19 protein-coding genes are annotated in these 24791 nt (G+C 67.3%); 10 read left to right on the top strand and 9 right to left on the bottom strand.

Going from position 1 to position 24791, the window contains the following annotated elements:
* Positions 1-96 precede the first annotated feature (96 nt).
* Genes ACQR1F_RS22430 through ACQR1F_RS22415 form a run of 4 tightly spaced genes read left to right on the top strand, consistent with a single transcriptional unit; the run spans position 97 to position 4708 of the window.
* A complete protein-coding gene (locus ACQR1F_RS22430) occupies positions 97-756 on the top strand; it encodes an ABC transporter ATP-binding protein (RefSeq protein ID WP_316218720.1) in 660 nt (219 codons plus the stop codon).
* Positions 753-3215: an FtsX-like permease family protein gene (locus tag ACQR1F_RS22425; RefSeq protein ID WP_434913893.1), complete on the top strand. Its 2463-nt coding sequence runs from the start codon at positions 753-755 to the stop codon at positions 3213-3215. The genes ACQR1F_RS22430 and ACQR1F_RS22425 overlap by 4 nt, the downstream gene beginning before the upstream one ends.
* On the top strand, positions 3205-4287 hold the full coding sequence (locus ACQR1F_RS22420) for a lipocalin-like domain-containing protein (RefSeq protein ID WP_434913892.1): 1083 nt from the start codon (positions 3205-3207) through the stop codon (positions 4285-4287). The genes ACQR1F_RS22425 and ACQR1F_RS22420 overlap by 11 nt, the downstream gene beginning before the upstream one ends.
* 28 nt (positions 4288-4315) lie before the next feature.
* Entirely contained in the window at positions 4316-4708 is a 393-nt protein-coding gene (locus ACQR1F_RS22415; protein ID WP_316238072.1) for an MAPEG family protein, read from the top strand.
* Between the two features lie 61 nt (positions 4709-4769).
* Here ACQR1F_RS22415 and ACQR1F_RS22410 read toward each other — a convergent pair whose 3' ends face one another.
* Positions 4770-5957, bottom strand: coding sequence for an ABC transporter substrate-binding protein (locus ACQR1F_RS22410; protein ID WP_434891632.1), 1188 nt, complete (start codon positions 5955-5957; stop codon positions 4770-4772).
* A 318-nt stretch (positions 5958-6275) separates the two neighbouring features.
* On the opposite strand from ACQR1F_RS22410, the gene ACQR1F_RS22405 reads away from it, so the two are divergent.
* The 5 genes from ACQR1F_RS22405 (at position 6276) to ACQR1F_RS22385 (ending at position 11051) form a co-directional block, all read left to right on the top strand.
* Positions 6276-7826, top strand: coding sequence for an AMP-binding protein (locus ACQR1F_RS22405; protein ID WP_434913891.1), 1551 nt, complete (start codon positions 6276-6278; stop codon positions 7824-7826).
* A gap of 97 nt (positions 7827-7923) precedes the next feature.
* Positions 7924-8673 carry a CBS domain-containing protein gene (locus ACQR1F_RS22400; RefSeq protein WP_315801664.1) on the top strand — a complete coding sequence of 250 codons (750 nt, stop codon included), beginning with the start codon at positions 7924-7926 and terminating at the stop codon, positions 8671-8673.
* A 12-nt stretch (positions 8674-8685) separates the two neighbouring features.
* Positions 8686-8991 (top strand): c-type cytochrome, encoded by a 306-nt coding sequence (locus ACQR1F_RS22395; RefSeq protein ID WP_316218713.1) that lies wholly within the window; start codon positions 8686-8688, stop codon positions 8989-8991.
* Positions 8992-9319: 328 nt separating this feature from the next.
* Positions 9320-10702, top strand: a complete 1383-nt coding sequence (locus tag ACQR1F_RS22390) for a sensor histidine kinase (RefSeq protein WP_434913890.1) — start codon at positions 9320-9322, stop codon at positions 10700-10702.
* Positions 10689-11051, top strand: a complete 363-nt coding sequence (locus ACQR1F_RS22385) for a response regulator (protein WP_316218711.1) — start codon at positions 10689-10691, stop codon at positions 11049-11051. The genes ACQR1F_RS22390 and ACQR1F_RS22385 overlap by 14 nt, the downstream gene beginning before the upstream one ends.
* Positions 11052-11431: 380 nt before the next feature.
* Here the strand turns inward: ACQR1F_RS22385 and ACQR1F_RS22380 are convergent, their stop codons facing one another.
* The 4 genes from ACQR1F_RS22380 to ACQR1F_RS22365 all read right to left on the bottom strand — a co-directional run bounded on the left by ACQR1F_RS22380 (position 11432) and on the right by ACQR1F_RS22365 (position 17740).
* Positions 11432-13387 (bottom strand): acetyl/propionyl/methylcrotonyl-CoA carboxylase subunit alpha, encoded by a 1956-nt coding sequence (locus ACQR1F_RS22380; protein ID WP_434913936.1) that lies wholly within the window; start codon positions 13385-13387, stop codon positions 11432-11434.
* Positions 13388-13404: 17 nt separating this feature from the next.
* A complete protein-coding gene (locus ACQR1F_RS22375) occupies positions 13405-15021 on the bottom strand; it encodes an acyl-CoA carboxylase subunit beta (protein WP_434913889.1) in 1617 nt (538 codons plus the stop codon).
* A 138-nt stretch (positions 15022-15159) separates the two neighbouring features.
* Positions 15160-16758, bottom strand: a complete 1599-nt coding sequence (locus ACQR1F_RS22370; protein ID WP_434913888.1) for an AMP-binding protein — start codon at positions 16756-16758, stop codon at positions 15160-15162.
* Positions 16759-16873: 115 nt separating this feature from the next.
* Positions 16874-17740 carry a 3-keto-5-aminohexanoate cleavage protein gene (locus ACQR1F_RS22365; protein WP_434913887.1) on the bottom strand — a complete coding sequence of 289 codons (867 nt, stop codon included), beginning with the start codon at positions 17738-17740 and terminating at the stop codon, positions 16874-16876.
* A gap of 188 nt (positions 17741-17928) precedes the next feature.
* Between ACQR1F_RS22365 and ACQR1F_RS22360 the strand changes: the two genes are divergently transcribed.
* Positions 17929-20514, top strand: a complete 2586-nt coding sequence (locus ACQR1F_RS22360) for a cation-translocating P-type ATPase (RefSeq protein WP_434913886.1) — start codon at positions 17929-17931, stop codon at positions 20512-20514.
* Here ACQR1F_RS22360 and ACQR1F_RS22355 read toward each other — a convergent pair.
* The 4 genes from ACQR1F_RS22355 to ACQR1F_RS22340 form a co-directional block, all read right to left on the bottom strand.
* Complete coding sequence (locus ACQR1F_RS22355) at positions 20481-21275, bottom strand: helix-turn-helix domain-containing protein (protein WP_315801776.1); 795 nt, start codon at positions 21273-21275, stop codon at positions 20481-20483. The genes ACQR1F_RS22360 and ACQR1F_RS22355 overlap by 34 nt on opposite strands.
* A 171-nt stretch (positions 21276-21446) precedes the next feature.
* A complete protein-coding gene (locus ACQR1F_RS22350) occupies positions 21447-22103 on the bottom strand; it encodes a glutathione S-transferase family protein (RefSeq protein ID WP_434913885.1) in 657 nt (218 codons plus the stop codon).
* Positions 22103-23272: an acyl-CoA dehydrogenase family protein gene (locus ACQR1F_RS22345; RefSeq protein ID WP_434913884.1), complete on the bottom strand. Its 1170-nt coding sequence runs from the start codon at positions 23270-23272 to the stop codon at positions 22103-22105. Before ACQR1F_RS22345 ends, ACQR1F_RS22350 begins: the two co-directional genes overlap by 1 nt.
* A 144-nt stretch (positions 23273-23416) precedes the next feature.
* Positions 23417-24556, bottom strand: a complete 1140-nt coding sequence (locus ACQR1F_RS22340) for an acyl-CoA dehydrogenase family protein (protein ID WP_434913883.1) — start codon at positions 24554-24556, stop codon at positions 23417-23419.
* Between the last annotated feature and the right edge of the window lie 235 nt (positions 24557-24791).

Genomic DNA, 24791 nt, shown 5'->3' with positions numbered 1-24791 from the left:
TTGCGCGCGGCCGGCATCACATCGGCGGCGTCGCGAAGAACGAGCACGTGATGTTCGCGTTGGCCCTTGTTATGTTGTGACGCAACAACCCCGATCATGCCCGTGCTCAGCGTCCGTCATCTCACCAAATCCTATCGATCCGGCGGCGAGCCGATCCATGTTCTGCGTGGCGTCGACCTCGACGTCTCCTCCGGCGAGCGCGTCGCACTGACCGGCGAATCCGGCTCCGGCAAGAGCACGCTGCTGCATCTGATCGCCGGGCTCGATGCCGCCGACAGTGGCGACATCCTGCTGGACGGCGCTGCGGTCGGCGCGCTCGACGATTCGGCACGCGCGGCGGTCCGGCGCGAGCGGCTCGGCCTCGTGTTCCAGCAGTTCAACCTGGTGCCGAGCCTGTCGGTGCAGGACAATCTCAGTTTCCAGGCGCGGCTGGCCGGTCGGCATGATCCGGCGTGGCACAGCGAGCTGGTCGAGCGGCTCGGGCTGAAGCCGCTGCTCAAGCGCTATCCCGAGCAATTGTCGGGCGGGCAGCAGCAGCGCGTCGCGATCGGCCGCGCGCTGGCGATCAAGCCGGCGCTGCTGCTTGCTGACGAGCCGACCGGCAACCTCGACGAGGACACCGCCGACGAGGTGATGGCGCTGACGCGCGACCTCGTCGCGCGCACCGGCTGCGGCTTCCTGATGGTGACGCACAGCGCGCGGCTCGCGGCGATGCTCGACCGTCACGTCCACCTGCATGCCGGACGCATCGCATGAGACGCGCGCTGTGGATATTAGCGGTGCTGCTCAGCCACTGGCGCCGGCATCCGATGCAGCTCGCGACCTTGCTGATCGGGCTGATCTCGGCGACCGCGCTGTGGAGCGGCGTGCAGGCGCTGAATCAGCAGGCCCGCAGCTCGTATGACCGCGCCGCCGCGATCTTCGGCGGCGCGCGCACGCCGATGCTGGTCGCGACCGACGGCAAGATGCTGCCGCAGAGCGTGTTCGCGGAATTGCGCCGCGCCGGCTGGGCGGTGTCGCCGGTGCTGGAGGGCCGCGTGCAGATCGACGGCCATTCACTGCGGCTGCTCGGCATCGAGCCGTTCAGCATCCCCCGGGAGGTCGGCGATGCGCCGATGGTCGGCCGCAGCGAGCTCGAGGCGTTCCTGACACCGCCGCACCGGACGCTGATCTCGCCGGACACGCTGGCCGATCTCGGAGTCAAGGACGGCGCGACGCCGCGGCTCAGCAACGATGTCAAGCTGCCGCCCTTGATGGCGCAGCAGCAGCTCGCGCCCGGCGTGCTCGTGGTCGATATCAGCGACGCGCAGCGGCTGCTCGACAAGCCCGGCCAGATGTCGCGGCTGCTCGTCGGCAAGGCGGCCGGTCAATTGCCACCGTTGCGGTCATTCGCCGGCGGCCGGCTACAGCTCCTGCAGCCGGAGGCCGAGACCGACCTGGAGCGGCTGACCGACAGCTTCCACCTCAACCTCACCGCCTTCGGCCTGCTGTCCTTCGTCGTCGGCCTGTTCATCGTCAATTCCGCCATCGGCCTCGCCTTCGAGCAGCGGCTGCCGGTGCTGCGCACCTTGCGCGCCTGCGGCGTGTCGGCGCGGCAGCTCAATGGCGTGCTGATCGGCGAGCTGATCGGCTTTGCCTTGGTGGCGGGCCTGGCCGGACTGGTGTGCGGCTACGTCATCGCCGCCGCGCTGCTGCCGAACGTGGCGGCATCGCTGCGCGGGCTGTATGGCGCGCAGGTGCCGGGCGAGCTGAGCCTGCAGCCGGAATGGTGGCTGGCGGGCCTCGTCATCAGCATCGCCGGCGAGCTGGCAGCGGCGACCACGAGCCTGATCAAATCGATGCGGCTGCCGATCCTGTCCACCGCGCAGCCCTATGCGTGGCAGGAGGCGCAGCGGCGCTGGCTGCGGCTGCAGAGCGCCTTCGCGCTCGCCTTCTTCGTCGCAGCCGGCCTGCTGCTGTGGTTCGGGCAATCGCTGCTGGCCGGCTTCGGCGTGCTCGCGGCGATGATGCTCGGTGCCGCGCTGCTGCTGCCGGCGATCCTGGAGCTCGTGCTGCGGCTCGGCGAGCGCGGCGCGCGCGCGGCGCTGGCGCAGTGGTTCTGGGCCGACAGCCGGCAGCAGATCTCGGGCCTGTCGCTGGCGCTGATGGCGCTCCTGCTGGCGCTTGCCGTCAATGTCGGCGTCGCGACGATGGTCGAGACCTTCAGCCGCACCTTCCTGGTCTGGCTCGACGGCCGGCTCGCCGCCGACGTCTACATCAGCGCCGCGGATGAAGCGCAGGCGCGCGACATCCAGACCTGGCTGCGCGCGCGGCCCGATGTCCAGGCCGTGCTGCCGGGCGGCCGCGCCGAGACGCAGTTGGCGGGCGCGCCGATCGACATTCTCGGCCTGCCCGATCACGACACCTATCGCGACCACTGGCCGCTGCTGCAGGCCGGCGACAACGCGTGGAAGCAGTTGGTGCGCGGCGACGCAGGCTTCGTCAGCGAGCAGTTGGCGCGGCGGCTCAATCTGTCTGTCGGCGACAGCATCGACCTCGCCGCGCCGACCGGCGATTGGCGCATCACTATCGTGGGGATCTATGCCGACTATGGCAATCCGAAGGGCCAGGTCACGGTCAACGTCGCCGCGCTGACGCGGCGCTTTCCGGCGACGCCGATCACGCGCATGGCCGCGCGCGCGGCGCCGGCCGACGTGCCGGGACTGATCGCTGCTCTCAGCGACAGGTTCGGCCTCGACGGCCGCAATGTCATCGACCAGGCCACCGTGAAGCAGGAGTCGAAGCAGATCTTCAACCGGACCTTCGCGGTCACCGGCGCGCTCAACACCTTCACGCTGGGCGTCGCCGCGATCGCGCTGCTGACCAGCCTGCTGACCTTGGCAAACTCGCGGCTGCCGCAGCTCGCGCCGCTCTGGGCGATCGGGCTGACGCGGCGGCGGCTCGCCGAAGTGGAGCTGTTGAAGACGCTGTCGCTCGCCGGCCTGACCGCGCTTCTGGCGCTGCCGCTCGGGCTCGTCGTGGCGTGGTGCCTGATCGCGATCGTCAACGTCAAGGCGTTCGGCTGGCGGTTGCCGTTCGACGTGTTTCCGCTGCAGCTCATCCGGCTGCTCATCGTCACGTTGGCGGCGGCGGTGATCGCCTCGCTGCTGCCGGTGCTGCGGCTGGCGCGGATGCAGCCGGCCGATCTGGTCAGGACCTTCACCATTGAGCGCTAGAGCGATCATCACGCGGCGCGGGCTGATCGGCGGGCTCGGCCTGCTGGCGCTGCCGCGGCTCGCGCGCGCGCAGGGCTTTGCGGGCCTGAGCGACAGCGCCGAGGGCTTTGCGCCGGTGACGCCGGGCAGGACGTTCTCATTCCCCGCTGACCACGGCCCGCACGACGATTTCCGCATCGAATGGTGGTACGTCACCGCGAATCTCAGCGACGCCAGCGGCAAGGCCTACGGCCTGCAATGGACGCTGTTCCGCTCGGCGGCGCGGCCGGGGCCGCAAGGCGAAGGCTTCGACAATCAGCAGCTGTGGATGGCGCATGCCGCCGTGACGCGCGCCGACAGCCACCGCTCGACGGAAAAGTTCGCACGCGGCGGTGTCGGCCAGGCCGGCGTCGAGGCCAAGCCGTTCCAGGCCTGGATCGATGATTGGCAACTGCGCGGTACCGCCGCGACCGACGATCGAGCGCTGGCGCCGCTCGACATGCGCGCCGCGGGACCGGACTTCTCCTACGCGCTGCATCTCGAGGCCGATCGTCCCGTGGTGCTGCAGGGCATCGGCGGCTACAGCCGCAAATCCGAGCGCGGTCAGGCCTCCTACTACTACAGCCAGCCGTTCTACCGCGCCCGCGGCCGCATCAGCTTCGACGATCAACCGGTCGAGGTCTCAGGCCAGGCTTGGCTCGACCGCGAATGGAGCAGCCAGCCGCTGGCCTCTGACCAGAGCGGCTGGGACTGGTTCGCGCTGCATTTTTCCGGCGGCGAGAAGCTGATGCTGTACCGGATGCGGCAGGGCAACGGCGACTACACGTCCGGCACCTGGATCCCGGCCGACGGCGCCTCGCGCCCGCTCGGGCCCGGAGACATTGCCATGAGCCCGAAGGAGACGGTCACGATCGGTGAGCGCAAGCTGCCGGTCGGCTGGCGCGTCGAGATCGCCGCGCTCGGCATCGCCATCGACACCGCGCCGCTCAACCCCAAGGCCTGGATGGGCACGCGCGTGCCGTATTGGGAGGGACCGATCAGCTTCAAGGGCAGCCACACCGGGGTGGGCTATCTCGAGCTGACGGGATATTAACAGGCCGTCATCAAGGGGGGAACCGCGCATGTATCATTTCACCGCACTCGTCACCGTGCTCGCGCTCATGCTGTATTTCTACATGGCGGTCCGCGTCGCGCAGGCGCGCGCCCGGTTCGGCGTGAAGGCGCCGGCCGTCACCGGCAATCTCGATTTCGAGCGCACCTATCGCGTGCAGGTGAATACGCTGGAATGGCTGCCGATCTTCCTGCCGGCGCTGTGGCTGTTCGCGATCTATGTCAGCGACGCGATCGCGGCCCTGATCGGCCTCGTCTGGATCGCGGGCCGCGCGATGTACATGTTGTCCTACGCCAAGGCCGCGGAGAAGCGGGGCCCCGGCTTCGGCGTGCAGGCGCTCGCCGCCTCGGCGCTGCTGGTCGGCGCGCTCATCGCCATTCTCTGGCGCATGCTGCACGGCTGACCGCTCCGCCCTCTTCCGTCGTCCCGGCTTTCGCCGGGACGACCCCTTTAGCGTGGCAGGATCACTTCGTCAGCGGGCAGCCGCTCTCCTTGGCGGTGAAGAACGCCTTGTCGCCGGGCACCGTGGCGAGCTGCTTGTAGTAGTCCCACGGCTTCTTCGATTCCGACGGCTTCTTGACCTCGAACAGATACATGTCGTGGACCATGCGACCGTTGGCGAGCACCTTGCCTTGAGCAAAGGCGTCGTCGACCGGCAGCTCCTTCAGCTTCGCAGCCACCGCGTCGGAGTCCTTGGTTCCGGCGGCCTTCACCGCCTTCAGATAGGACAAGGTCGCGGAATAGGTGCCGGCGTGGATCATGCTCGGCATCCGGCCGGTGCGCTTCATGAAGCGCTCGCTGAAGGCGCGGGACTTGTCGTCACGATCCCAGTAGAAGCCTTCGGTGAGGATCAGGCCCTGCGCCGCCTCCAGCCCGAGGCCATGCACCTCGGACAGGGTCATCAGCAGGCCGGCGAGCTTCTGCCCGCCCTTGACGATGCCGAACTCGGCCGCCTGCTTGATCGAGTTGGTGGTGTCGAGGCCGGCATTGGCAAGCCCGATGATCTTGGCCTTCGAGCTCTGCGCCTGCAGCAGGAAGGAGGAGAAGTCCGACGAGTTGAGCGGGATGCGCACCGAGCCCAGCACCTTGCCGCCCTTCGACGTCACGATGTCGCTGGTGTCCTTCTCGAGCGCATAGCCGAAGGCGTAGTCGGCGGTCATGAAGAACCAGGTGTCGCCGCCGGATTCGACCAGCGCGCCGCCGGTGCCGACCGCGAGCGCGCGGGTGTCATAGGCCCAGTGGAAGCCGTAGGGCGTGCAGGCATCGCCCGTGATGCGCGAGGTCGCGGCGCCGACGACGATGTCGATCTTCTTCTTCTCCTTCGACAGCTCCTGGATCGCCAGCGCGACCGAGGAGGTCGTCAGCTCGGTGATCATGTCGACACCCTCGGTGTCGTACCAGCGCCGCGCGATCGTGGAGGCGAGATCGGGCTTGTTCTGGTGGTCGGCGGTGACCAGCTCGACCTTCTGCCCCAGCACCTCGCCGCCGAAATCCTCGATCGCCATCTTGGCCGCTTCGACGGAATATTTGCCGCCGTAGTCGGCATAGACGCCGGACTGGTCATTGAGGATGCCGATCTTGACCTGTGCCGACGCCGGCGCCGCCGCCAGCAGCGCACCGACGGCCGCAATAGCCAGCAAACCCGATTTCATATGGTCTCTCCCCGCATTTCTTGGTCTTGAGATGTCATTCGTTGGAATGCGCGCTCATGTTATGCCAGAACCCCGGCCGCGCCCATCCCTTCCCGCCTCAGTCAATCGGCTGACAGCCATGTTGAGAGAGGCGGGCTCCTCCGCTACATTCGCGCCCAAACAACGAGCCGTCCCGCCGGGATGGTGCGCAGGGACGGAAACCGCCTGGACGCGTGAGGCAGCATCGTCTGCATCGCGTCGCCATGCCAAGGTGCCGCGGCAGGCGCCTTCCTCCCGCCCGCGCGCCGCGGCGAGCTGCGCGTATCGGCAGGAGGACACATGTACACCGGCAAGCACGCCCGGCTGCGCCCATTGCAGCCTGCCTTCATCATGGCCTCGACCGGCGAGGTCGTGACCTATCGCGAGCTGGAGGCGCGCAGCAACCGGCTGGCGCATCTGTTCCGCCAACGCGGCCTGAAGCGGCTCGACCACTATTCGATCTTCATGGAGAACAACAGCCGCTATCTGGAGGCGTGCGGCGCCGGCGAGCGCTCCGGGCTGTATTTCACCTGCGTGAACTCCTACCTCACGCCCGGCGAGCTGGCCTACATCCTCAATAACAGCCGGTCGCGGCTCCTGATCACTTCCCTCGCCAAGCTCGACGTCGCGCGCGAGGCGCTGAAGGAGGCGCCCGGCATCGAGCTGTGCATCGTCGCCGATGGCGCAGGCGAGAGCGAGGGGATCGTCGGCCTCGCCGAGGCCACAGCCGGCCTGCCGGCGACGCCGATCGCCGACGAATGCGTCGGCACCGCAATGCTGTACTCCTCCGGCACCACGGGCCGGCCGAAGGGCATCCTGCGGCCGCTGCCCGAGCAGCCGCCGGTGCAGCAGCTTCCGATCTTCGACTTCCTGGAAAGGCTGTGGCGCTACCGCGAGGGCATGATCTACCTGTCGCCGGCGCCGCTCTATCACTCCGCGCCGCAGGCCGCGGTCAACCTCACCATCCGCGTCGGCGGCACCGCCATCATCATGGAGACGTTCGATCCCGAGCGTTATCTCCAGCTCGTCGAGCAATGGGGCATCACGCACACCCAATTGGTGCCGACGATGTTCTCGCGCATGCTCAAGCTGCCGGAGGACGTTCGGACCCGCTACGACCTCTCCTCGCTCGAGGTCGCAATCCACGCCGCAGCGCCCTGCCCGGCACAGGTCAAGGAGGACATGATCAGATGGTGGGGGCCGATCATCCACGAATATTACGGCGCCACCGAAGGCCTCGGCTTCACCGCCTGCGACAGCGCGGAATGGCTCGCGCATCGCGGCACGGTCGGCAAGGTGCTGTTCGGCGACCTGCACATCCTCGACGAAAACATGCAGCCTTGCCCGGTCGGGACCGCCGGCACGGTGTGGTTCAAGACGGGCTCGCCGTTCGAATACTTCAACGACCCCGAGCGCACCAAGGAGGCCCGTTCGGCCGACGGCAGCATGAGCACCGTGGGCGACGTCGGCTATGTCGATGCCGACGGCTATCTCTATCTCACCGACCGCGCCACCTTCATGATCATCTCCGGCGGCGTGAACATCTACCCGCAGGAATGCGAGAACCTGCTGATCACGCATCCGAAGGTCGCCGATGCCGCCGTGTTCGGCGTGCCCAATCCCGATCTCGGCGAGGAGGTGAAGGCGGTGGTCCAGCCGATGTCGGGCATCATGCCCGGGCCTGAGCTGGAAGAGGAGCTGATCGCGTTCTGCCGGCAGTCGCTGTCGCGGCAGAAGGTGCCGCGCTCGATCGATTTCGAGAAGGAGCTGCCGCGGCTGCCGACCGGCAAGCTCTACAAGCGCCTGCTGCGCGACCGCTATTGGGGCAACAAGACATCAAGGATCGTGTAGGGCGGCACGACCTCGGATTGATCCTGGTCAAGCGCGCGCGATGCCGCGGAGCTATTCTTCATCGATTGCGACCGTAGCGATTGCACGAGACGACGACATGCGCGCTCATCAAATCATGACCAGATCCGTGATCGCGGTGACGCCCGGAACCCCGGTGGCCGAGGCAGCGCGGATCATGCTGCACAACCACATCGGCGGGCTGCCGGTGGTCGACGCGTCCGGTACGCTCGTCGGCATGGTGACGGACGGTGATTTCCTGCGCCGCGCCGAGCTCGGCACCGAGCGCAGGCAAGGCCGCTGGCTCGACCTCCTGGTCGGCCGCGGTCGCATCGGCGCCGACTTCGTCCATTCCCACGGCCGGACGGTCGGCGACATCATGAGCCAGCCTCCGGTCACCGTCAGCGCCGATGCCAGCCTGGCGGAGATCGCCGAGATCATGGAAAAGCGCAACATCAAGCGTCTCCCGGTGATGAGTGGCGACCGGCTGGCCGGCGTGGTGACACATACGGATTTCCTGCAAACCGTGGCCGACCTCGCCACTGCCGTTCCGGGCCCCACCCCCGACGATGACGGCATCCGCAGCGCCATCCTCGATTCACTCGACCAGGCCGCCTGCAAGCATTGCCGCTTCAACGTCGTCGTCCGCAACGGCATCGCGCATCTCACGGGGGCGGTGCGCAACGAGAAGGAGCGGGCCACAGCGATCGTGGCGGCCAAGAGCGTCCAGGGCGTCAGGAGCGTGCGCGACCACATGTGGGTCTATCCGCCCCCAGAAGACGAGTTCGGCGGCGGTGACATCGTCTCGCTGCAGGACCAGCCGTCGACCGACGACGACCAGCCGCTGTGAGGAGAACCGGGCGTGCGACGTGCCTCCGTACCATCGCTGCTGCTGCTGGTCCTGCTCTCCGCTCCGGCGGCCGCCGAGGATCTCGACCACGGCCGCCAGCTCGCCGAGCGCTGGTGCGCCGCCTGCCACGCGGTGGCCACCAAGCCGACCAAGTTCCGGCGCGCCCGGCCGTTCGTCGCCATCGCGGCCAGGGACGACGTGACGAAGGAGATGCTGACCAAGTTCCTCCTGCTTCCCCACGCAACGATGGCCAACAATCCGCTCAGTGCGAATGATGCGGCCGACCTGGCAGGCTACATTCTCAGCCTGAGGAAGTAGTTAAGGCCACATTCGCCAATGGGTTGAGCCGCAGCCCCCGGCCGGCGGCGTCCGGCTGCAAGCGCACCCTGGCGCCGGTTCGGCGGCAATTTAACAGGATCCCTTGGAACAAACCGCCCAAGCCTGCGTTCTTGGTGTTCGCCGTCGTGAGCTGGAGCACGTCGCACGGCCCCTGGGGGGTCTGCTGGCGGCAAGCCGTCCTGTCCTCGTTGCCGGAAAAACCAACAACAAGCAGCGATCGAGATAGCCCTTGCATTTGTACACAAACAAGTTGGTAATCCCGTGCGCGGCGTCTTCTCTGTCGACCTGTTAGCAAGGAGCCTGCGACGTGCACGGAATGCCCGGCGCCTCCCCCGCCCCACGCGTAACCGACGACGATACGGCCTATCTGGCGGCGATCGTGGAGTGCTCGGCCGACGCCATTGTCGGCACCACCGCAGACGGTATCATCCGCAGCTGGAATGCGGCTAGCGAACGGATGCTGGGGTTCACCGCGGCTGAGATGATCGGCAGACCCGTCTCCGAGATCATACCCCCCGAGCTGGCGGAAGAAGCGAGCGCCTTGCGCGCCAGGGTCAACGCGGGCGAAGCGATCGAGAGCTTCGAGACCGTCCGGCTGACCAAGCCGGGACGCCCGATCGAGGTTTCCATCACGTTTTCACCGATCCGCAGCAGCACCGGCGTGATCGTCGGCATCTCCAAAATCATCCGCGACGTCACGCTGTCGAAGAAGGCCGAGCGTGCTTCGGCGATGCTCGCGGCCATCGTCGCCTCGTCCTCGGACGGCGTCGTCAGCAAGACGCTGGACGGCACGATCACCAGCTGGAACAAGAGCGCCGAACGCATCTTCGGCTTCTCGGAAGGCGAGATGATCAACCACTCGATCCGCACGATCATCCCGCAGGAGCGCCAGGCCGAGGAGGACCGGATCCTTGCCACCGTGCTGTCCGGCGAGATCATCGACAATTTCGAGACCATCCGCCTGCGCAAGGATGGGGCACTCATCGACGTATCGGTGACGGTCTCGCCGGTCCGGGATTCCAGCGGCCGCATCATCGGCGCCTCCAAGATCGTGCGTGACATCACCGACAAGCGCCAGACAAGGGAGCAGTTGCGCACCTTGCTGGCCGAGGTGAACCACCGCAGCAAGAACCTGCTGTCGCTGGTGCAGGCGATCGCCCGGCAGATGACCCGTCACGGCCGCCAGCTCGACCTCAACCGCTTTCTGGAGCGCCTGCAGGCGATCGCGAGCAATCAGGATCTCCTGATCCAGAACGACTGGCGTTTCATTCCACTCGGCGGCCTGGTCCGTTCGCAGCTCGGGGCGTTCGGCGACTTGATCGGCGACCGCATCGCGATCGACGGACCGCCGATCGAGCTGACGCCAGAGGCAGCTCAGTCGATCGGCATGGCAGTCCATGAGCTCGCCACCAACGCGGCCAAATATGGTGCGCTGTCGAACGACGACGGACGGATCACGGTCCGCTGGACGCGCATCGATGACAGCTTCGACATGACCTGGGTCGAGAGCGGCGGGCCTGAGGTCGCGCCGCCGGAGCACACCGGTTTCGGCAGCCGGGTGATTTCCGACCTGGTGCGCGCCGGCCTAGATGGAACGGTCGAGGTCGAGTTCCTGCCGGCCGGACTGCGCTGGCACCTGAGGTGCCCCCTGCAACGCCTCTGCCGCGACCGTCATCATGCGCGCCAGTGAGAAGACTCATCTCCTGATCGTCGAGGACGATCCCATGATCGGCTTCGACCTCGCGGTCGAGCTCGAAGCCGCCGGATTCACGGTGGTCGGCGTGGCGCCGACCGTGCACAAAGCCCTCCATCTGCTGGAGCTGAATCATTGCGATCTTGCCGTGCTCGACGTCAATCTCGGGCAGGAAACATCGGCGCCGATCGCGCGCGCCTTGGCGGCGGCCGGCGTGCCCTTCGTCGCCGTCACCGGCTATTCCGTCGATCAATGCCCGGAGGAATTCGCCACGGCACCGCTGCTGTCGAAGCCGTTCCAGACGTCACGGCTGGTCGCGGCGCTACGCCGTCAGTTGCACGAGTGAGAGTCGCAAGCGACCGAGCTTAAATCCCCGCTGGTTCGCGTACTTTCTTCTTCGCGACGAATTCGTTTGCACACAGCTGGAGACGAGACACGCGCAGAGACGAGAAACGGGCCATTTCGGCACGGACGGTAGGCTCCCTCGCCCCGTTCTTACGGGGAGAGGGGTGGGGTGAGGGGCAGCCGCACGAGAAGTATACGTGGATAGACCTGTACCCCCCTCACCCGGATTGCATCTGACGATGCAATCCGGCCTCTCCCCGCTTGCCGCGGGCGGGGAGAGGTGCACCGAGCCAGCCGTAAGATGTCGGCACACACGCGCTGCGACAAGCAATGATTGCCTTCGTCGCAGATCTTCCCGTAGCTCACTCCCCTGCCCGACGATCAGGCCGCAATCTCCGCCACGATCCGGCCCGTCGTCACCTGGTCGCCCTCGGCAACCTCGATCGCGGTCACCGTTCCGGCGATGCCGGCGGTGTGGACGTGCTCCATCTTCATCGCCTCGAGCGTCACCACCGGCTGTCCCACAGCCACGCTGTCGCCCGGCTTCACCAGCACCGCGACCACACGACCATTCAACGCCGCGCGAACCCTGCCATCACCGCCGCCAGCCGCTGAGGATTGCGGCCTGGCCAACGTCACGTCGCGCAGCGCCAGCGTCTGGCCGCGATGCTGGACGAACAGCCGATCGTTGTCGCGGACGAAGCGCACGCTCTCGACGATCTCGGCGTGACGAACCCGAATCGCATCATCCGTGAGCGATACGATCTCGAAGCGATGCTCTGCATCGCCACGCGTCACGCGATAGATTCCATCACGCTCGCGCAGCAGCTCGCACTCGGCCACCTCGCCGGCGATCTCGAACCGGAGCGGCGTCGCGAAGGCGGCCGCGAGCGAGCGGCCGCGGCGGACGGGATGCGCGAGCGGATGGCTGACGGAGAGCAGCAGCGCGCCCAGCGCGAGGTCTGCCGCTTCGGCGGCCGGCGCACGCAGCTCGTCGCGATGCGCCGCGATGAATGCGGTGGTCGCCTTGCCCGCGGCGAAGGCCGGATGCCGCAGGCAGGACATCAGGAAGGCCCGGTTGGTCGGGACGCCCAAGGCAACGGCCTGCTCCAATCCGGCGATCAGCCTTGCGCGCGCCTCCTCACGAGTCGCAGCATGGCTGATCAGCTTGGCGATCATCGAATCGTAATGGGGCGGGATCTCCGCGCCGGACTCCAGCGCATGCTCGACCCGGATCGTCTCGGGCATCTGCCACAGCGCCATCCGCCCGGACTGCGGCATGAAGTCGTGCGCCGCATCCTCGGAGCATAGTCGCACCTCGATCGCATGACCCGAGAAGCTGATCTGCTCCTGGCGTAACGGCAGCGGCTCGCCGGCGGCGACGCGCAATTGCCATTCGACGAGATCGAGTCCCGTCAAGGCCTCTGTCACGGGATGCTCGACCTGCAGCCGCGTGTTCATCTCCATGAAGTAGAACTGCCCGTCGCCGTCGAGCAGGAATTCCAGCGTCCCCGCTCCCTCATAGCCCAGCGCCTTCACCGCCTGCACCGCCACCGCGCCCATGCGCGCGCGCAGCTCCGGCCCGACCGCCGGCGACGGCGCCTCCTCGATCAGCTTCTGATGCCGCCGCTGTACCGAGCAGTCGCGCTCGCCGAGATGGACTGCATTGCCGAACGAATCGCCGAACACCTGGATCTCGATGTGGCGCGGATTGGCGATCGCCTTCTCGAGGATGACGGTGCCGTCGCCGAACGCCGTCGCGGCTTCCGAGCGTGCGCTGCGCAGCAGGTCGGGAAAGGCGTCCGCATCCGTCACCAGCCGCATGCCGCGGCCACCTCCACCGGCCACGGCCTTGATCATCACGGGAAAGCCGATGCGGCGCGCTTCGCGCAGCATCGCCTCGTCGCCCTGGTCCTCGCCCTGATAGCCGGGCACGCAGGGGACCCCGGCGCGGTGCATGATGTCCTTGGCGCCGGCCTTGTTGCCCATCGCCGCGATCGCCACCGGCGATGGTCCGATGAAGACCAGCCCCGCCTCCTCGCAGGCCTGCGCGAATCCTTCGTTCTCGGCGAGAAAGCCGTAGCCGGGATGCACGGCATCGGCCCCGCTCGCCTTGGCCGCAGCAATGATCGCGGCAATGTTCAGATAGGATTGCGCCGGCGGCGGCGCGCCGATGCGGACCGCCTGATCGGCGAGCCGGACATGCGGCGCATCATGATCAGCATCGGAATAGACTGCGACCACGCCGTAGCCGAGCCGGCGCGCGGTGCGCATGATCCGCAAGCCGATCTCGCCGCGGTTGGCGATCAGCACCTTGTGGAACGGCCTGCGTTGCATGCCCGTCATCTCTCCGCTCATGGCCTGGACACCGAGAATTGCATGCGCTGCGGCTGTCGCGCCTCCGCCTCGCGGCAGATCGCCAGCACCTCCGACAGCACCGCGCGGGTGTCGCGCGGATCGATCACGCCGTCGTCGAGCACGCGCGCCGAAGTCGCAAACACGTCCATCTGGCTGTCGAACACGCCGATGATCTGCGCCTTCATGGCGTCGAGCTTCTCGCGCTCCACCGGCTTGCCGCGGCGGGCCGCGGCCGCTTCGGTCACGATCGCCATCGTCTCCGCCGCCTGCTCTCCGCCCATCACGGCGGTCTTGGCGTTGGGCCAGGAGAAGCAGAAGCGCGGGTGGAACCCACGGCCACACATGCCGTAATTGCCGGCGCCGAACGAGGCGCCGCAATAGAGCGTGATCTGCGGCACGGTTGCCGAGGTCACCGCCTGGATCATCTTGGAGCCGTGCTTGATCATGCCGGCCTCCTCATAGGCGCGGCCGACCATGTAGCCTGTGGTGTTGTTGAGATAGAGGATCGGCGTTCGGCTCTGGCAACAGGACTGGATGAAGTGCGTCGCCTTGTTGGCGCCGGCCGGATCGAGCGGGCCGTTGTTGGTGACTATGCCGATCGCCTGGCCCTCGACGCGGGCATGGCCGCACACCGTGGCCGGTCCGTAGTTCGGAGCCATCTCGACGAAGTCACTGTCGTCGACGATGCGCGCAATGACCTGGCGCATGTCGACCGGACGCTTGTGGTCGAGCGGCATGATGCCGAGCAGCTCCTCCTGATCGTAGCGCGGCGGCTTGACCGGCGATGGCTCCTGCGATGGCCGGTCCCAGTTGAGCTTGCCCATGATCTCGCGCGCGATGCGCAGCGCGTCGCGATCGTCCTCGGCGAGATAGTCGCCGAGCCCGGAGATCGAGGTGTGCATCTCGGCGCCGCCGAGCTCCTCCTCGGTGGCGATCTCCCCGGTCGCGGCCTTCAGCAGCGGCGGTCCGGCGAGGAAGGCGCGGGTGCGGCCGCGCACCATGACGATGTAGTCGGACAATCCGGTCTGATAGGCACCGCCCGCGGTCGACGAACCATGCGTCACGGTGACCACCGGCAGGCCGGCCGCCGAGAGTCGCGCCAGGTTGCGAAAGATGTTGCCGCCGCGGACGAAATCCTCGACGCGGTAGCGCAGCAGGTTGGCGCCGGCGCTCTCGACGAGCTGCACGTAGGGCAGCTTGTTCTCCAGCGCCAGCTCCTGCACGCGCAAGGTCTTGTCGAGGCCGTAAGGCTGCAGCGCGCCGGCATCGATGCCGGCGTCGTTGGCCGAGACCATGCAGCGCACGCCGGCGACGAAGCCGATACCCGCAATGACGCCGCCACCCGGCACGCTCTTGGCCGGGTCCGGCGTATCGAACATGTAGCCGGCAAGCGTCGACAGCTCGAGGAACGGCGCGCCAGGGTCGAGCACCAGGGCGACGCGCTCGCGCGGCAGCAACTGGCCGCGCTGATGGAAGCGCTCCTTGGCCCCCGCCGAGGCATTGCGCGTGCGCGCCTCGAGATCGCGCATCCGCGCGATCAGGCCGAGCATGCCGTCACGGTTGGCCTGGAAGGCGGCGCCGGACGGAGAGATGGTGTTGTCGATCACGGCCACGGACGGGTTCTCTCATTTGGCGTCATTCCGGGGCGCGTGGAGCGCGAGCCCGGAATCCATCGCCACGATGGGGAGTATGGATTCCGGGCCTGGCCCTTCGGGTCATCCCGCAATGACGGAGGAAGTGGAGTAGACGGCTCACGCGCTCTTCGCCGCGAAATGCTCGCCATAGGCCTGGCGCAGCTCGACCTTGCGCAGCTTGCCGGTAGCCGTCATCGGCATCTCCTCGAGCACCCGCACCAGCTTCGGCACCTGGAAGCCGCCGAGCGACTTGCGGCAGTGCTCGAGCAGCTCGGTCTCACTGGCCTGCGCGCCGGGCTTGAGCTTGACGAAGGCCGACACCGCCTCGCCCCATTGCGGATGCGGCAGGCCGACGACGGCGGCATTCTGCACCGCCGGATGCGCCAGCAGGGTCTCCTCGATCTTGACCGAGGCAACGTTCTCGCCGCCGGACTTGATCATGTCCTTCTTGCGGTCGAGGAACAGCACCTCGCCGTTGTCGATGACCGCGAGATCGCCGGTGTGGTGCCAGCCGAACTTGCGGGCGTCCTCGGTCGACTTAGGATCCTTGTAGTAGCCCAACATCACGTTCGGGCCGCGATGCACCAGCTCGCCGATCTCGCCCGGCGGCAGCAGATTGCCGGCATCGTCCATGATCGCGGTCTCGTTGACGAACAGCGACTCGCCCCAGTAGTTGCCGAAGCGGTCGAGCTGGACCTCGGGCCGCGACATCGTCGTCGCCGGATACATCTCGGTCTGACCGCTGGTCAGCGCGAAGTTCGGACACAGCTCCTTGATCGCGCGCTCGAGCAGCGGCCGACCCATCGGCGCCATGGTGTAGAGGCAGGTGCGCAGATGCGAGAGGTCGAACTCCTTGCGCCGCGGATGATCGAGGATGGCCTGGTACATCAACGGCAGACCGACGAACACGGTCAGCCGATCGCGCACGATCGCCTCCATGCAGGCGACCGGGTCGAAGCCGCGCATCAGCGCCATGCGGCCGCCGACCGAGAGATAGCTGAGCAGCAGCACGTGGCCGGCACAGTGGAACAGCGGGAACTGCCCGGTGATGCCGTCGTCGCGCGAGAGCTGCATCTCGATGCAGTTGCTCATCACGGCCATGACCACGGCGAGGTGACAATGCATCGCGCCCTTCGGCCGCGACGTCGTGCCCGACGTGTAGATGATCATCGCGAGATCGCGGTCGTTGATCTCGATCTCGGGTTCGACGTCCGAATGCCCCTGGATGAGGTCGTTGAAGCTGGCAAGCCCCGCGGCCCCCGCCGTCCCGGTGAGATCGACGGCGATCAGCTCGACGCCGCGCTGTTCCAGCGCCGCCCGCCGCTCCGGCTGCGCAAACAGATTGTCGTCGATGAGCGCGAAGCGGACCTCGGCGTGGCCGAGGATGTAGTCCATGTCGGCGGGCCCGAGCATCGTATTGATCGGCACCCAGACCAGGCCGGCACGGTGGATGCCGAACAGCGCTTTGACGAACTCGACCGAGTTGTTGCAGACCGTCGAGATTGTCTCGCCCGGCTTCAGCCCCTTGGCGAGGAGATGGTTCGCGAACCGGTTGGCATCGCGCTCGAGCTCGGTGAACGTCACCTGGCGGCCGCCATCGGTGATCGCAACCCGCTCCGGGAAGCGCCGCGCCGCGCGCTTCAGGAGATCGCCGATCGCAACCCGGCCGATCCGGCCCGGACCGGGCACGCCGCCGGTGGTCTCAAGATTGGTCATTGATTTACTCCTCCCCATCGGCGTCATTGCGAGGAGCGCAGCGACGAAGCAATCCAGGGCCCCGCCCACGACTCTGGATTGCTTCGCTGCGCTCGCAATGACGGAGCACTTCGCATCAGTTGACGGTGCCGAACATCTTCCGCGCCTCGGCGGGGCTTGCGATCTCGCGGCCCGCCCGCCTTGCGCAGGCGGCGATCGCCTCGATCAGCTGGCCGTTCGAGGTCACCTTGGTGCCGTCGGCGAGATAGAACGTGTCCTCCAGCCCGGTGCGGAGATGGCCGCCGAGCTCGGCGCAGCGCTGGTGCAGCGGCCAGATCTCGGCGCGGCCGATCGCCGTGACCTGCCAATGCGCCTCGGCGAGCTTCAGCTTGAGCAGGATCGGCAGCAGCTCGGGATCAGCCGGCATGCCCGACGCGACGCCCATCACGAAGTTGTATTCGAGCGGGCCGTCATACATGCCGGTCTGGCGATACATGCCGACGCAGCGCACGATGCCGACATCGAAGCATTCGAATTCCGGGATCGTGTGCGCGTCCTTCATCGCGGCGAGATAGTCCTGGATCTTCTCCACCGAGTTGTCGAACATCATCGGCGGCCAGGCCCAGGTGTCGTCGGCCTTGACCTTGAGGTAGTTCAGCGAGCCGGCATTGCAGGCCGCGATCTCCGGCCGGGTCTGCCGGATGCAGTCGAGCGCGCCTTGATAGTCCGGTCCCGACACGCCCGAGGTGTGATTGATGATCACGCCGGGGCAGGCCTCGCGGATCGCCTGCTGGATCTCGCGGGAGACGTCGACGTCCCAGGACGGCAGATGCCCTTTGCCAGCGGCCTGCTGGCGCAGATGGATGTGCATAATCGCCGCACCCGCGTCATAGGCGCGCCGCGCCTCGCGCGCCATCTCCTTGGGCGTGACCGGCACGTGATGCTGCCTGGGATCGGTGAGCACGCCGTTCAGCGCGCAGGTGATGACGGCTTTGTCGCTCATGGCACTCGTTCGATGGGCTGCGCGCAGGCGGCGCTGTGCTGATAGGGTCCGTATATGACGGTCGCACGCCGGGATCTGCTTGCGTTGACTCGCTGGTGACATGCAGCGCAACCGGATATTGCTTTGCGTCAAGTCCGCGGCCGGAAACGGCGCTAAGCGGTTCCTGCTCTCCTCCTCACGGGCGTGCAATGTCGACCGACCCACAACCTGCGCCGATGTTTCCCGATGGCTTGAGCGCGGCGGAAGCCGCGCGCCGGCTGCAGACGGAGGGCTTCAACGAGCTGCCGCAAGCAGGCTCGCGCTCGATGCTGCGCCTCGTCGCCGACGTTCTGAAGGAACCGATGCTGCTGTTGCTGCTGGGCGGCGCCGGCATCTATCTCGCGCTGGGCGACATGGCGGAGGCGATCCTGCTCGGCGTATTCGCCTCGGCTTCCGTCTTCATCACTATCGTGCAGGAGGCGCGGACCGAGCGCGTGCTGGAATCGCTGCGCGACCTGTCCAGCCCGCGCGCCCTGGTGATCCGCGACGGCGAGCGCATCCGCATCGCCGGCCGCGAGGTGGTGCGCGGCGATCTCATCGTGCTCTCGGAGGGCGATCGCGTCGCAGCCGATGCGGTGCTGCGCGACTGCGACGATCTGCTCACGGATGAATCGCTGTTGACAGGCGAATCCGTGCCGGTGCGCAAGCGGCCGGCCGCCGGCGAAGCGATGGACGCGGCAACCATCGCCGGCGGCGACGACCAGCCCTTCGTATTCTCCGGCAGCCTGGTGGTGCGCGGCGGCGGCATCGCCGAGGTGATGGCGACAGGGCCGCACACGGCGATCGGCAGGATCGGCCAGTCGGTGACCGCCCTGGAGACCGAGACGCCGCGGCTGCGGCAGCAGACCCGGCGTCTGGTGGTGGCGTTCGCGATCGGCGGCGCCATCGTGGTTGCGATCACGGTCGTGCTCTATGCGATGTACCGCGGCGGCTGGCTGGAGGGAATCCTCGCCGGCATCGCGCTGGGCATGTCGATGCTCCCTGAGGAATTCCCGGTGGTGCTGACGGTGTTTCTGGCGATGGGCGCCTGGCGCATCTCGCAGGCGCGGGTGCTGACGCGGCGCGCCTCGGCAATCGAATCGCTCGGCGCCGCCACCGTGCTGTGCTCCGACAAGACCGGCACCCTGACGCAAAACCGCATGATGGTGGCCCGGCTGGTGCTGCCGGACGGCGGCGTGCTGCAGCCTGCGACGGCGACGCCGGAAGCCATCGCACCGCCGTTCCGCGATCTCGTCGCCACCGCCGTGCTCGCCTGCGACCCGCAGTCGCATGATCCGATGGAGAAGGCGCTGCACGCGCTCGGCGCCGACGCCACCGCGGGCGCCACGTTGCAGCGGCGCTACGGTTTGCGCCCCGACCTGCTGGCGATGACCAACGTCTGGTCGCGCGACGGCGCCGGTGTCGCGGCGGCCAAGGGTGCTCCGGAAGCGATCGCGAAGCTGTGCGGCGTCGACGGCGGCGCGCTGGCGGCGCTGCAGGCGCGCGTCGAGACGCTCGCCGCCGAGGGCCTGCGCGTGCTCGGCGTCGCCGAGGCGAGCTGGAGCGGCGAGGCGCTCCCCGACGCGCAGCAGGACTTCGCGTTCTCATTCCGCGGTCTCGTCGGCTTCGCCGACCCGCTGCGCCCGGAGGTGAAGGATGCCGTCGCCGAGTGCCGCGCCGCCGGCGTCCGCGTCATCATGATCACCGGCGACTATCCCGCGACGGCCACCGCCATTGCGCGGCAGGCCGGGATCGATCCCGAGCACGTCATCGCGGGCCCCGAGCTTGCCGATCTCGACGACGACGCCCTGGCGCTTGCGGCGCGCGCGCCGACGGCGTTCGCGCGCATCATGCCGGAGCAGAAGCTGCGCATCGTCACCGCGCTCAAGGCCGACGGCGAGATCGTCGCGATGACCGGCGACGGCGTCAACGACGCGCCGTCGCTCAAGGCCGCGCATATCGGCATCGCCATGGGCGGCCGCGGCACCGACGTCGCGCGCGAGGCCTCGGCGATCGTGCTGCTCGACGATGATTTCGGCTCGATCGTCAAGGCGATCCGGCTCGGCCGGCGCATCTACGATAATCTGCGCAAGGCGATGAGCTTCATCCTCGCCGTGCACTTTCCCATCGCCGGGCTGGCGCTGCTGCCGCTCGTCACCGGCCTGCCGCTCCTGCTCGGACCCGTGCACATCGCGTTTCTCGAGATGATCATCGATCCCGTCTGCTCGCTGGTGTTCGAGGCCGAGACCGAGGAGAGCGACATCATGCGGCGGCCGCCGCGCGATCCGCAGGAGCCTTTGCTGCCGCGGCCGCTGGTGCTGTGGGGGGCGTTGCAGGGCATCCTGGCGATGCTCGCCACGGGTGGCGTACTGCTGCTTGCACACCGCAATGGCATGCCGGACGACGAGCTCCGCGCGCTGGTGTTCTTCAGCCTGGTGTCGGTGATCGTCAGCCTGATCTTCGTCAACCGCTCGTTCTCGAGCTCGCTGCGCGAGGCGCTGCTGCGGCCGAACCGCATGCTGCTGCTGGTGATCGGCTTCGTCGTTGCCGTGCTCGCGACAAGTCTGACGCTGCCTGCCGCTGCGGCGCTGTTCCGGTTCGGACCGCTGCACGCCGACGATCTCGCGCTGACTGCAGCCGCCGCGATCACGACGCTGATCATGCTCGAACTGTCGAAGTTTCCGCTGCGCGCCGCCCTGTCGCGGCGCGCGGACAAGCCGGATCAGGTGGTCAAGGCCGCCTCGCCGGCGCGGTAGATCGCGAGATCGCGCGAGCCGGAGAAGATCGCGCGCGGCTTCAGCCCGTAGAAGCGGCGGATCGAGTGGCTGAAATGCGTGGAATCGGGATAGCCGATGTCCTGCGCGAGATGCGCCAGGTTGAGGTCCTGGTTGGCGTAGTTGAGCAGATGCCGCGCGCGCTTCCAGGCGCGGAACGAGCGGAAGGAGATGTCGGTCTCCTCCTTGAACAGATGCAGGAAGCGCGACGTCGAGAGCCCGACGGCGGCGGCGCAGCTCTCGGCGGTCGCCGGCTCGCCGGAGAAGCGGCTGATCAGGCCGATCGCCTTGACCACGCGGGGATCGAGCGTCCGCTGCGGCAGCACCTCGCCGAAGCACAGCCGGTCGAACACGGCGCTGGTGACGTCGCCGCTCAGCGGCCGCTGCACCAGCTCCTCATAGGCGGCGCGGATGCGGCAGGCATAGGCCTCCGCCTCGCGGGTGACCTTGCTCGCGAAGCGGTCCAAGGCGCCGATCGGCACGCTCTCCGGCTCGATCGTCACGACGATGACGGTGCGATAATCACTCTCGATCGTGTGCTGCCTGTTGGGCGGCACGACCAGCAGCTCGCCGCAACGCTCCTCGCCGCCGTCGGGAATCAGCCGCAGGCTGCCGGTGAGCGCGACGTAGATATGGCACGCGCCCGAGCAGCGCTGGCGCGGACGACCGAGCAGCCCGGCGTAGAAGACGCGCTCGGGCGTGATCAGCATGAGATGGCCGGAGTCCCGGCGCGTCACGTCCATGGTCTTCACATCCATGGTCTTCCTCCTGAGGCGCGGCTCTGTCGGCCGCTTCTTTGGAGAAGAACCATAGCGCAATTCGCGCCGCTGTCATCGGCGACGATTGCCGATTTTTGTCGCGGTTAACCCAGTGCTCAAGGATGCATCCGTCATTCCGCGAATGACGTGCGCAACTCACGGCCTGACGCGCGGCTTGACGCCCTGCTCCACACCTGCGCGCTGCTCGGCGGCGCGCGCCCTCTGGTAGCCATCGCGCTGCTGCAGGAGCGCCCAATAGGCCGCCACATTCGGCCCGAACTCCTTGGAAAGGCCGAGCGTGTCGGCGAGCCGCAACGCATATCCGATCACGATGTCCGCCGCCGTAAAGCGACCGGCGCATAAGAACTCGGCACCCGCGGTCGCTGCCTCAACGGCGCGCAGCCGGCCCAGGAACCATTTGGCGTAGTCGGCGGCGACTTGCGGCGAACGCCGCTCTTCCGGCTCGAGCTGAGTGTATCGCAATACCAGCGTCTGCGGGAACGTCAGCGTCGCGTCGGAGAAATACATCCAGTTGAGGAACGCACCGTAGGCCGCCTCTTCAGGTCCGACCATCAGCGGCGTCGGGCCGTGCTTGATGCCGAGATAGTGACAGATGCCGGAAGACTCCGTCATCTTCGTCTCGCCGTCGATCAGAAGCGGGATCGTACCCAGCGGATTGATCGCCAGATATTCCTTCGCCAGCACCCGTGGCGGGAACGGCAGCATCTTCAACTCGTAGTTAAGTCGAAGCTCTTCCAGCATCCACAACGGGCGAAACGACCGGGCGCCGTCGCAATGATACAGCGTGATCATCAGGCGTTCCCCGCTTTGGCGGTGCCGGGCAAAGTCCCCATCATCTTGCACAGGATGGTCAACATGACCTCGTCGGCGCCGCCGCCGATCGAGCTCAGGCGCGAATCGCGATAGGCGCGGCTGACCGGGGTCTCGTTCATGAAGCCCATGCCGCCCCAATATTGCAGGCAGGCGTCGGTGAGCTCGCGCCCGAGCCGGCCGGTCTTGAGCTTCACCATGGTCGCGAGCCGCGTCACGTCCTCGCCGGCGATCATCGCCTCCGCCGCCTGATAGGTCAGCGCGCGCAGCAGCTCGACCTCGGTCTGCATCTCCGCGAGCTTGAAGTGGACGACCTGGTTGTCGAGGATCGAGCGGCCGAAGGCCTTGCGGTTGCGCGTGTACTCGATGGTCGCATTGATGATCGCCTCATGCGCCTTCAGGCAGGCGGCGCCGGCCCACAGCCGCTCCTCCTGGAACTGCATCATCTGATAGGTAAAACCCTGCCCCTCCTCGCCGACGCGGTTGCGCTTGGGCACCCGGACATTGTCGAAGAAGATCTGCGCGGTGTCGGACGAGCGCATGCCCATCTTGTCGAGCTTGCGCGCGACCTGCACGCCCTTGCTCTTCATCGGCACGCAGATCAGCGACTTGTTGCGATGGACAGGTCCGTCGCTGGTGTTGGCGAGCAGGCAGATGAAATCGGCCTGGGTGCCGTTGGTGATCCACATCTTGCCGCCATTGATGACGTAGTCGTCGCCATCGGAGCGCGCCTGGGTCTTGATCGAGGCGACGTCGGAGCCGGCACCGGGCTCGGACACGCCGATGCAGGCGACGTAGTCGCCTGAGATGGCGGGCGCCAGGAACTCCTTGCGCACCTCGTCGGAGCCGAACCGCGCCAGCGCCGGGGTCGCCATGTCGGTCTGCACGCCGATCGCCATCGGGATCGCGCCGCAATTGATGGCGCCGAGCTCTTCCGCCATCATCAGCGCGTAGGAATAGTCCAGCCCCTGGCCGCCGAACTCGATCGGCTTGTTGAGGCCGAGAAAGCCGAGGTCGCCGAGCTTCTTGAACAGCTCATGCGCGGGGAAGATGCCGGCCTCCTCCCATGCGTCGACGTGAGGATTGATCTCGGCGGCGATGAACTTCTGCAGGATGCGGCGCGGTTCGTCGTGGTCGGCGGTGAAGAGCATGTTTCATTCCCTGTCATTCCGAGCGGTCGCGCAGCGGCCGACCCCGGAATCTCGCTATGTCTTATCTAACTGCTTCACGATCGTCAGTCCGGTTCAAGGCCGCAGGCCTTGAACCTGGAATGACGGGCTTGGAGAGGCCGCGACTCACAATCCCATCTGCCGGCTGGCCAGATCCTTCATGATCTCCTCCGTGCCGCCGCCGATGGCGTTGACCTTGACCTCGCGATAGATCCGTTCCACGCGGACACCCCGCATGAAACCGGCGCCGCCGAAGATCTGCACGGCATCCGAGGCGCAGTAGGCCATCGTCTGCGTCGCCTGGTTCTTCATCATGCAAATCTCGGCGACCGGATTGTCGCCCTGTTCGAGCCGCCACGCCAGCATTTCCAGCATCGCCTGCGACGCCGCCACGCGCTGCGCCATGTCGACCAGCTTGTGGCGGATGACCTGGTGCTGCGCGAGCGGCTTGCCGAAGGTGTGGCGCTCCCGGGCGTAGGAGATCGCATCGTCGAGGCAGACACGGGCGTAGCCCGTGCAGCTCGCCGCCATGCCCATCCGCTCGCTGTTGAAATTGTGCATGATCAGCTTGAAGCCCTGCCCTTCCTCTCCGATCAGGTTCTCGACGGGCACGCGGCAGCCGTCGAAATGCAGGGTCGCCGTGTCCGACGCCCACCAGCCCATCTTGTCGAGCCTGGTGCGCGTCAGCCCCGGCGTGTCGCCGGGCACGAGCAGCAGACTGACGCCCGCCGGCCCCGGTCCGCCGGTGCGCACCGCGACGGTGATGTAGTCGGCCCGCATCCCGGAGGTGATGAATGTCTTCTCGCCGCTGACGACATAATGATCGCCGTCGCGGACGGCCCTGGTCCTGAGATTGGCAACGTCAGAGCCACCGCTCGGCTCGGTGATCGCCAGCGCCGAGATCTTGCGCCCCGCAAGAATCTCCGGCAGCACGCGCGCCCTCACCTGCGGCTGCGCGGCGCGCGCGATCGGCGGCGCGCCGATCGTATGGCTCATCAGGCTGGCACTGATGCCGCCGGCCCCCGCACGCGCCAATTCCTGCGACGATACGATCTTCATGAACTGGTCGGCCGGCACACCGCCGAATTCCTCCGGGAAGCCGAGCCCAAGCAGGCCGATCTCCGCCGCCTTCAGATACAGCGCGCGCGGAAATTCGCCGGCCTCGTCCCACGCGCTCGCGAACGGCGCGATCTCCTTGTCGACGAAGCGCTTGATGACGTCGCGGAAGGCCTCGTGCTCGGCCGTATAGAACGGGCTTTTCGTCATGGCGGTGCCGGGAGGATCCTGCTTCGTGCGCCTCAGAAGATGCGCCGGAAACGCCCGTATCAACTTGCGTGGAGTGGCTGGCTGGCAAAATCACCTGCGGCGCGCCCGGTCGGCCCGGCCGGCTTCCCAGGGCCAGCGCCTGGACGCAAGACAGTGCATTGCACACATCTGCCCACTCGTTGTGGTGAGCGGCCTTGCACGGTCGCCATCGCCGCAGGCCAAGAGCAAGAACGAC

The organism is Bradyrhizobium sp. HKCCYLS3013 (assembly GCF_051167615.1).
In the GTDB taxonomy this organism is placed as follows: domain Bacteria; phylum Pseudomonadota; class Alphaproteobacteria; order Rhizobiales; family Xanthobacteraceae; genus Bradyrhizobium.
Note: the sequence above shows the minus strand (reverse complement) of the source record. Positions and strands in the feature narration are given on the sequence as shown.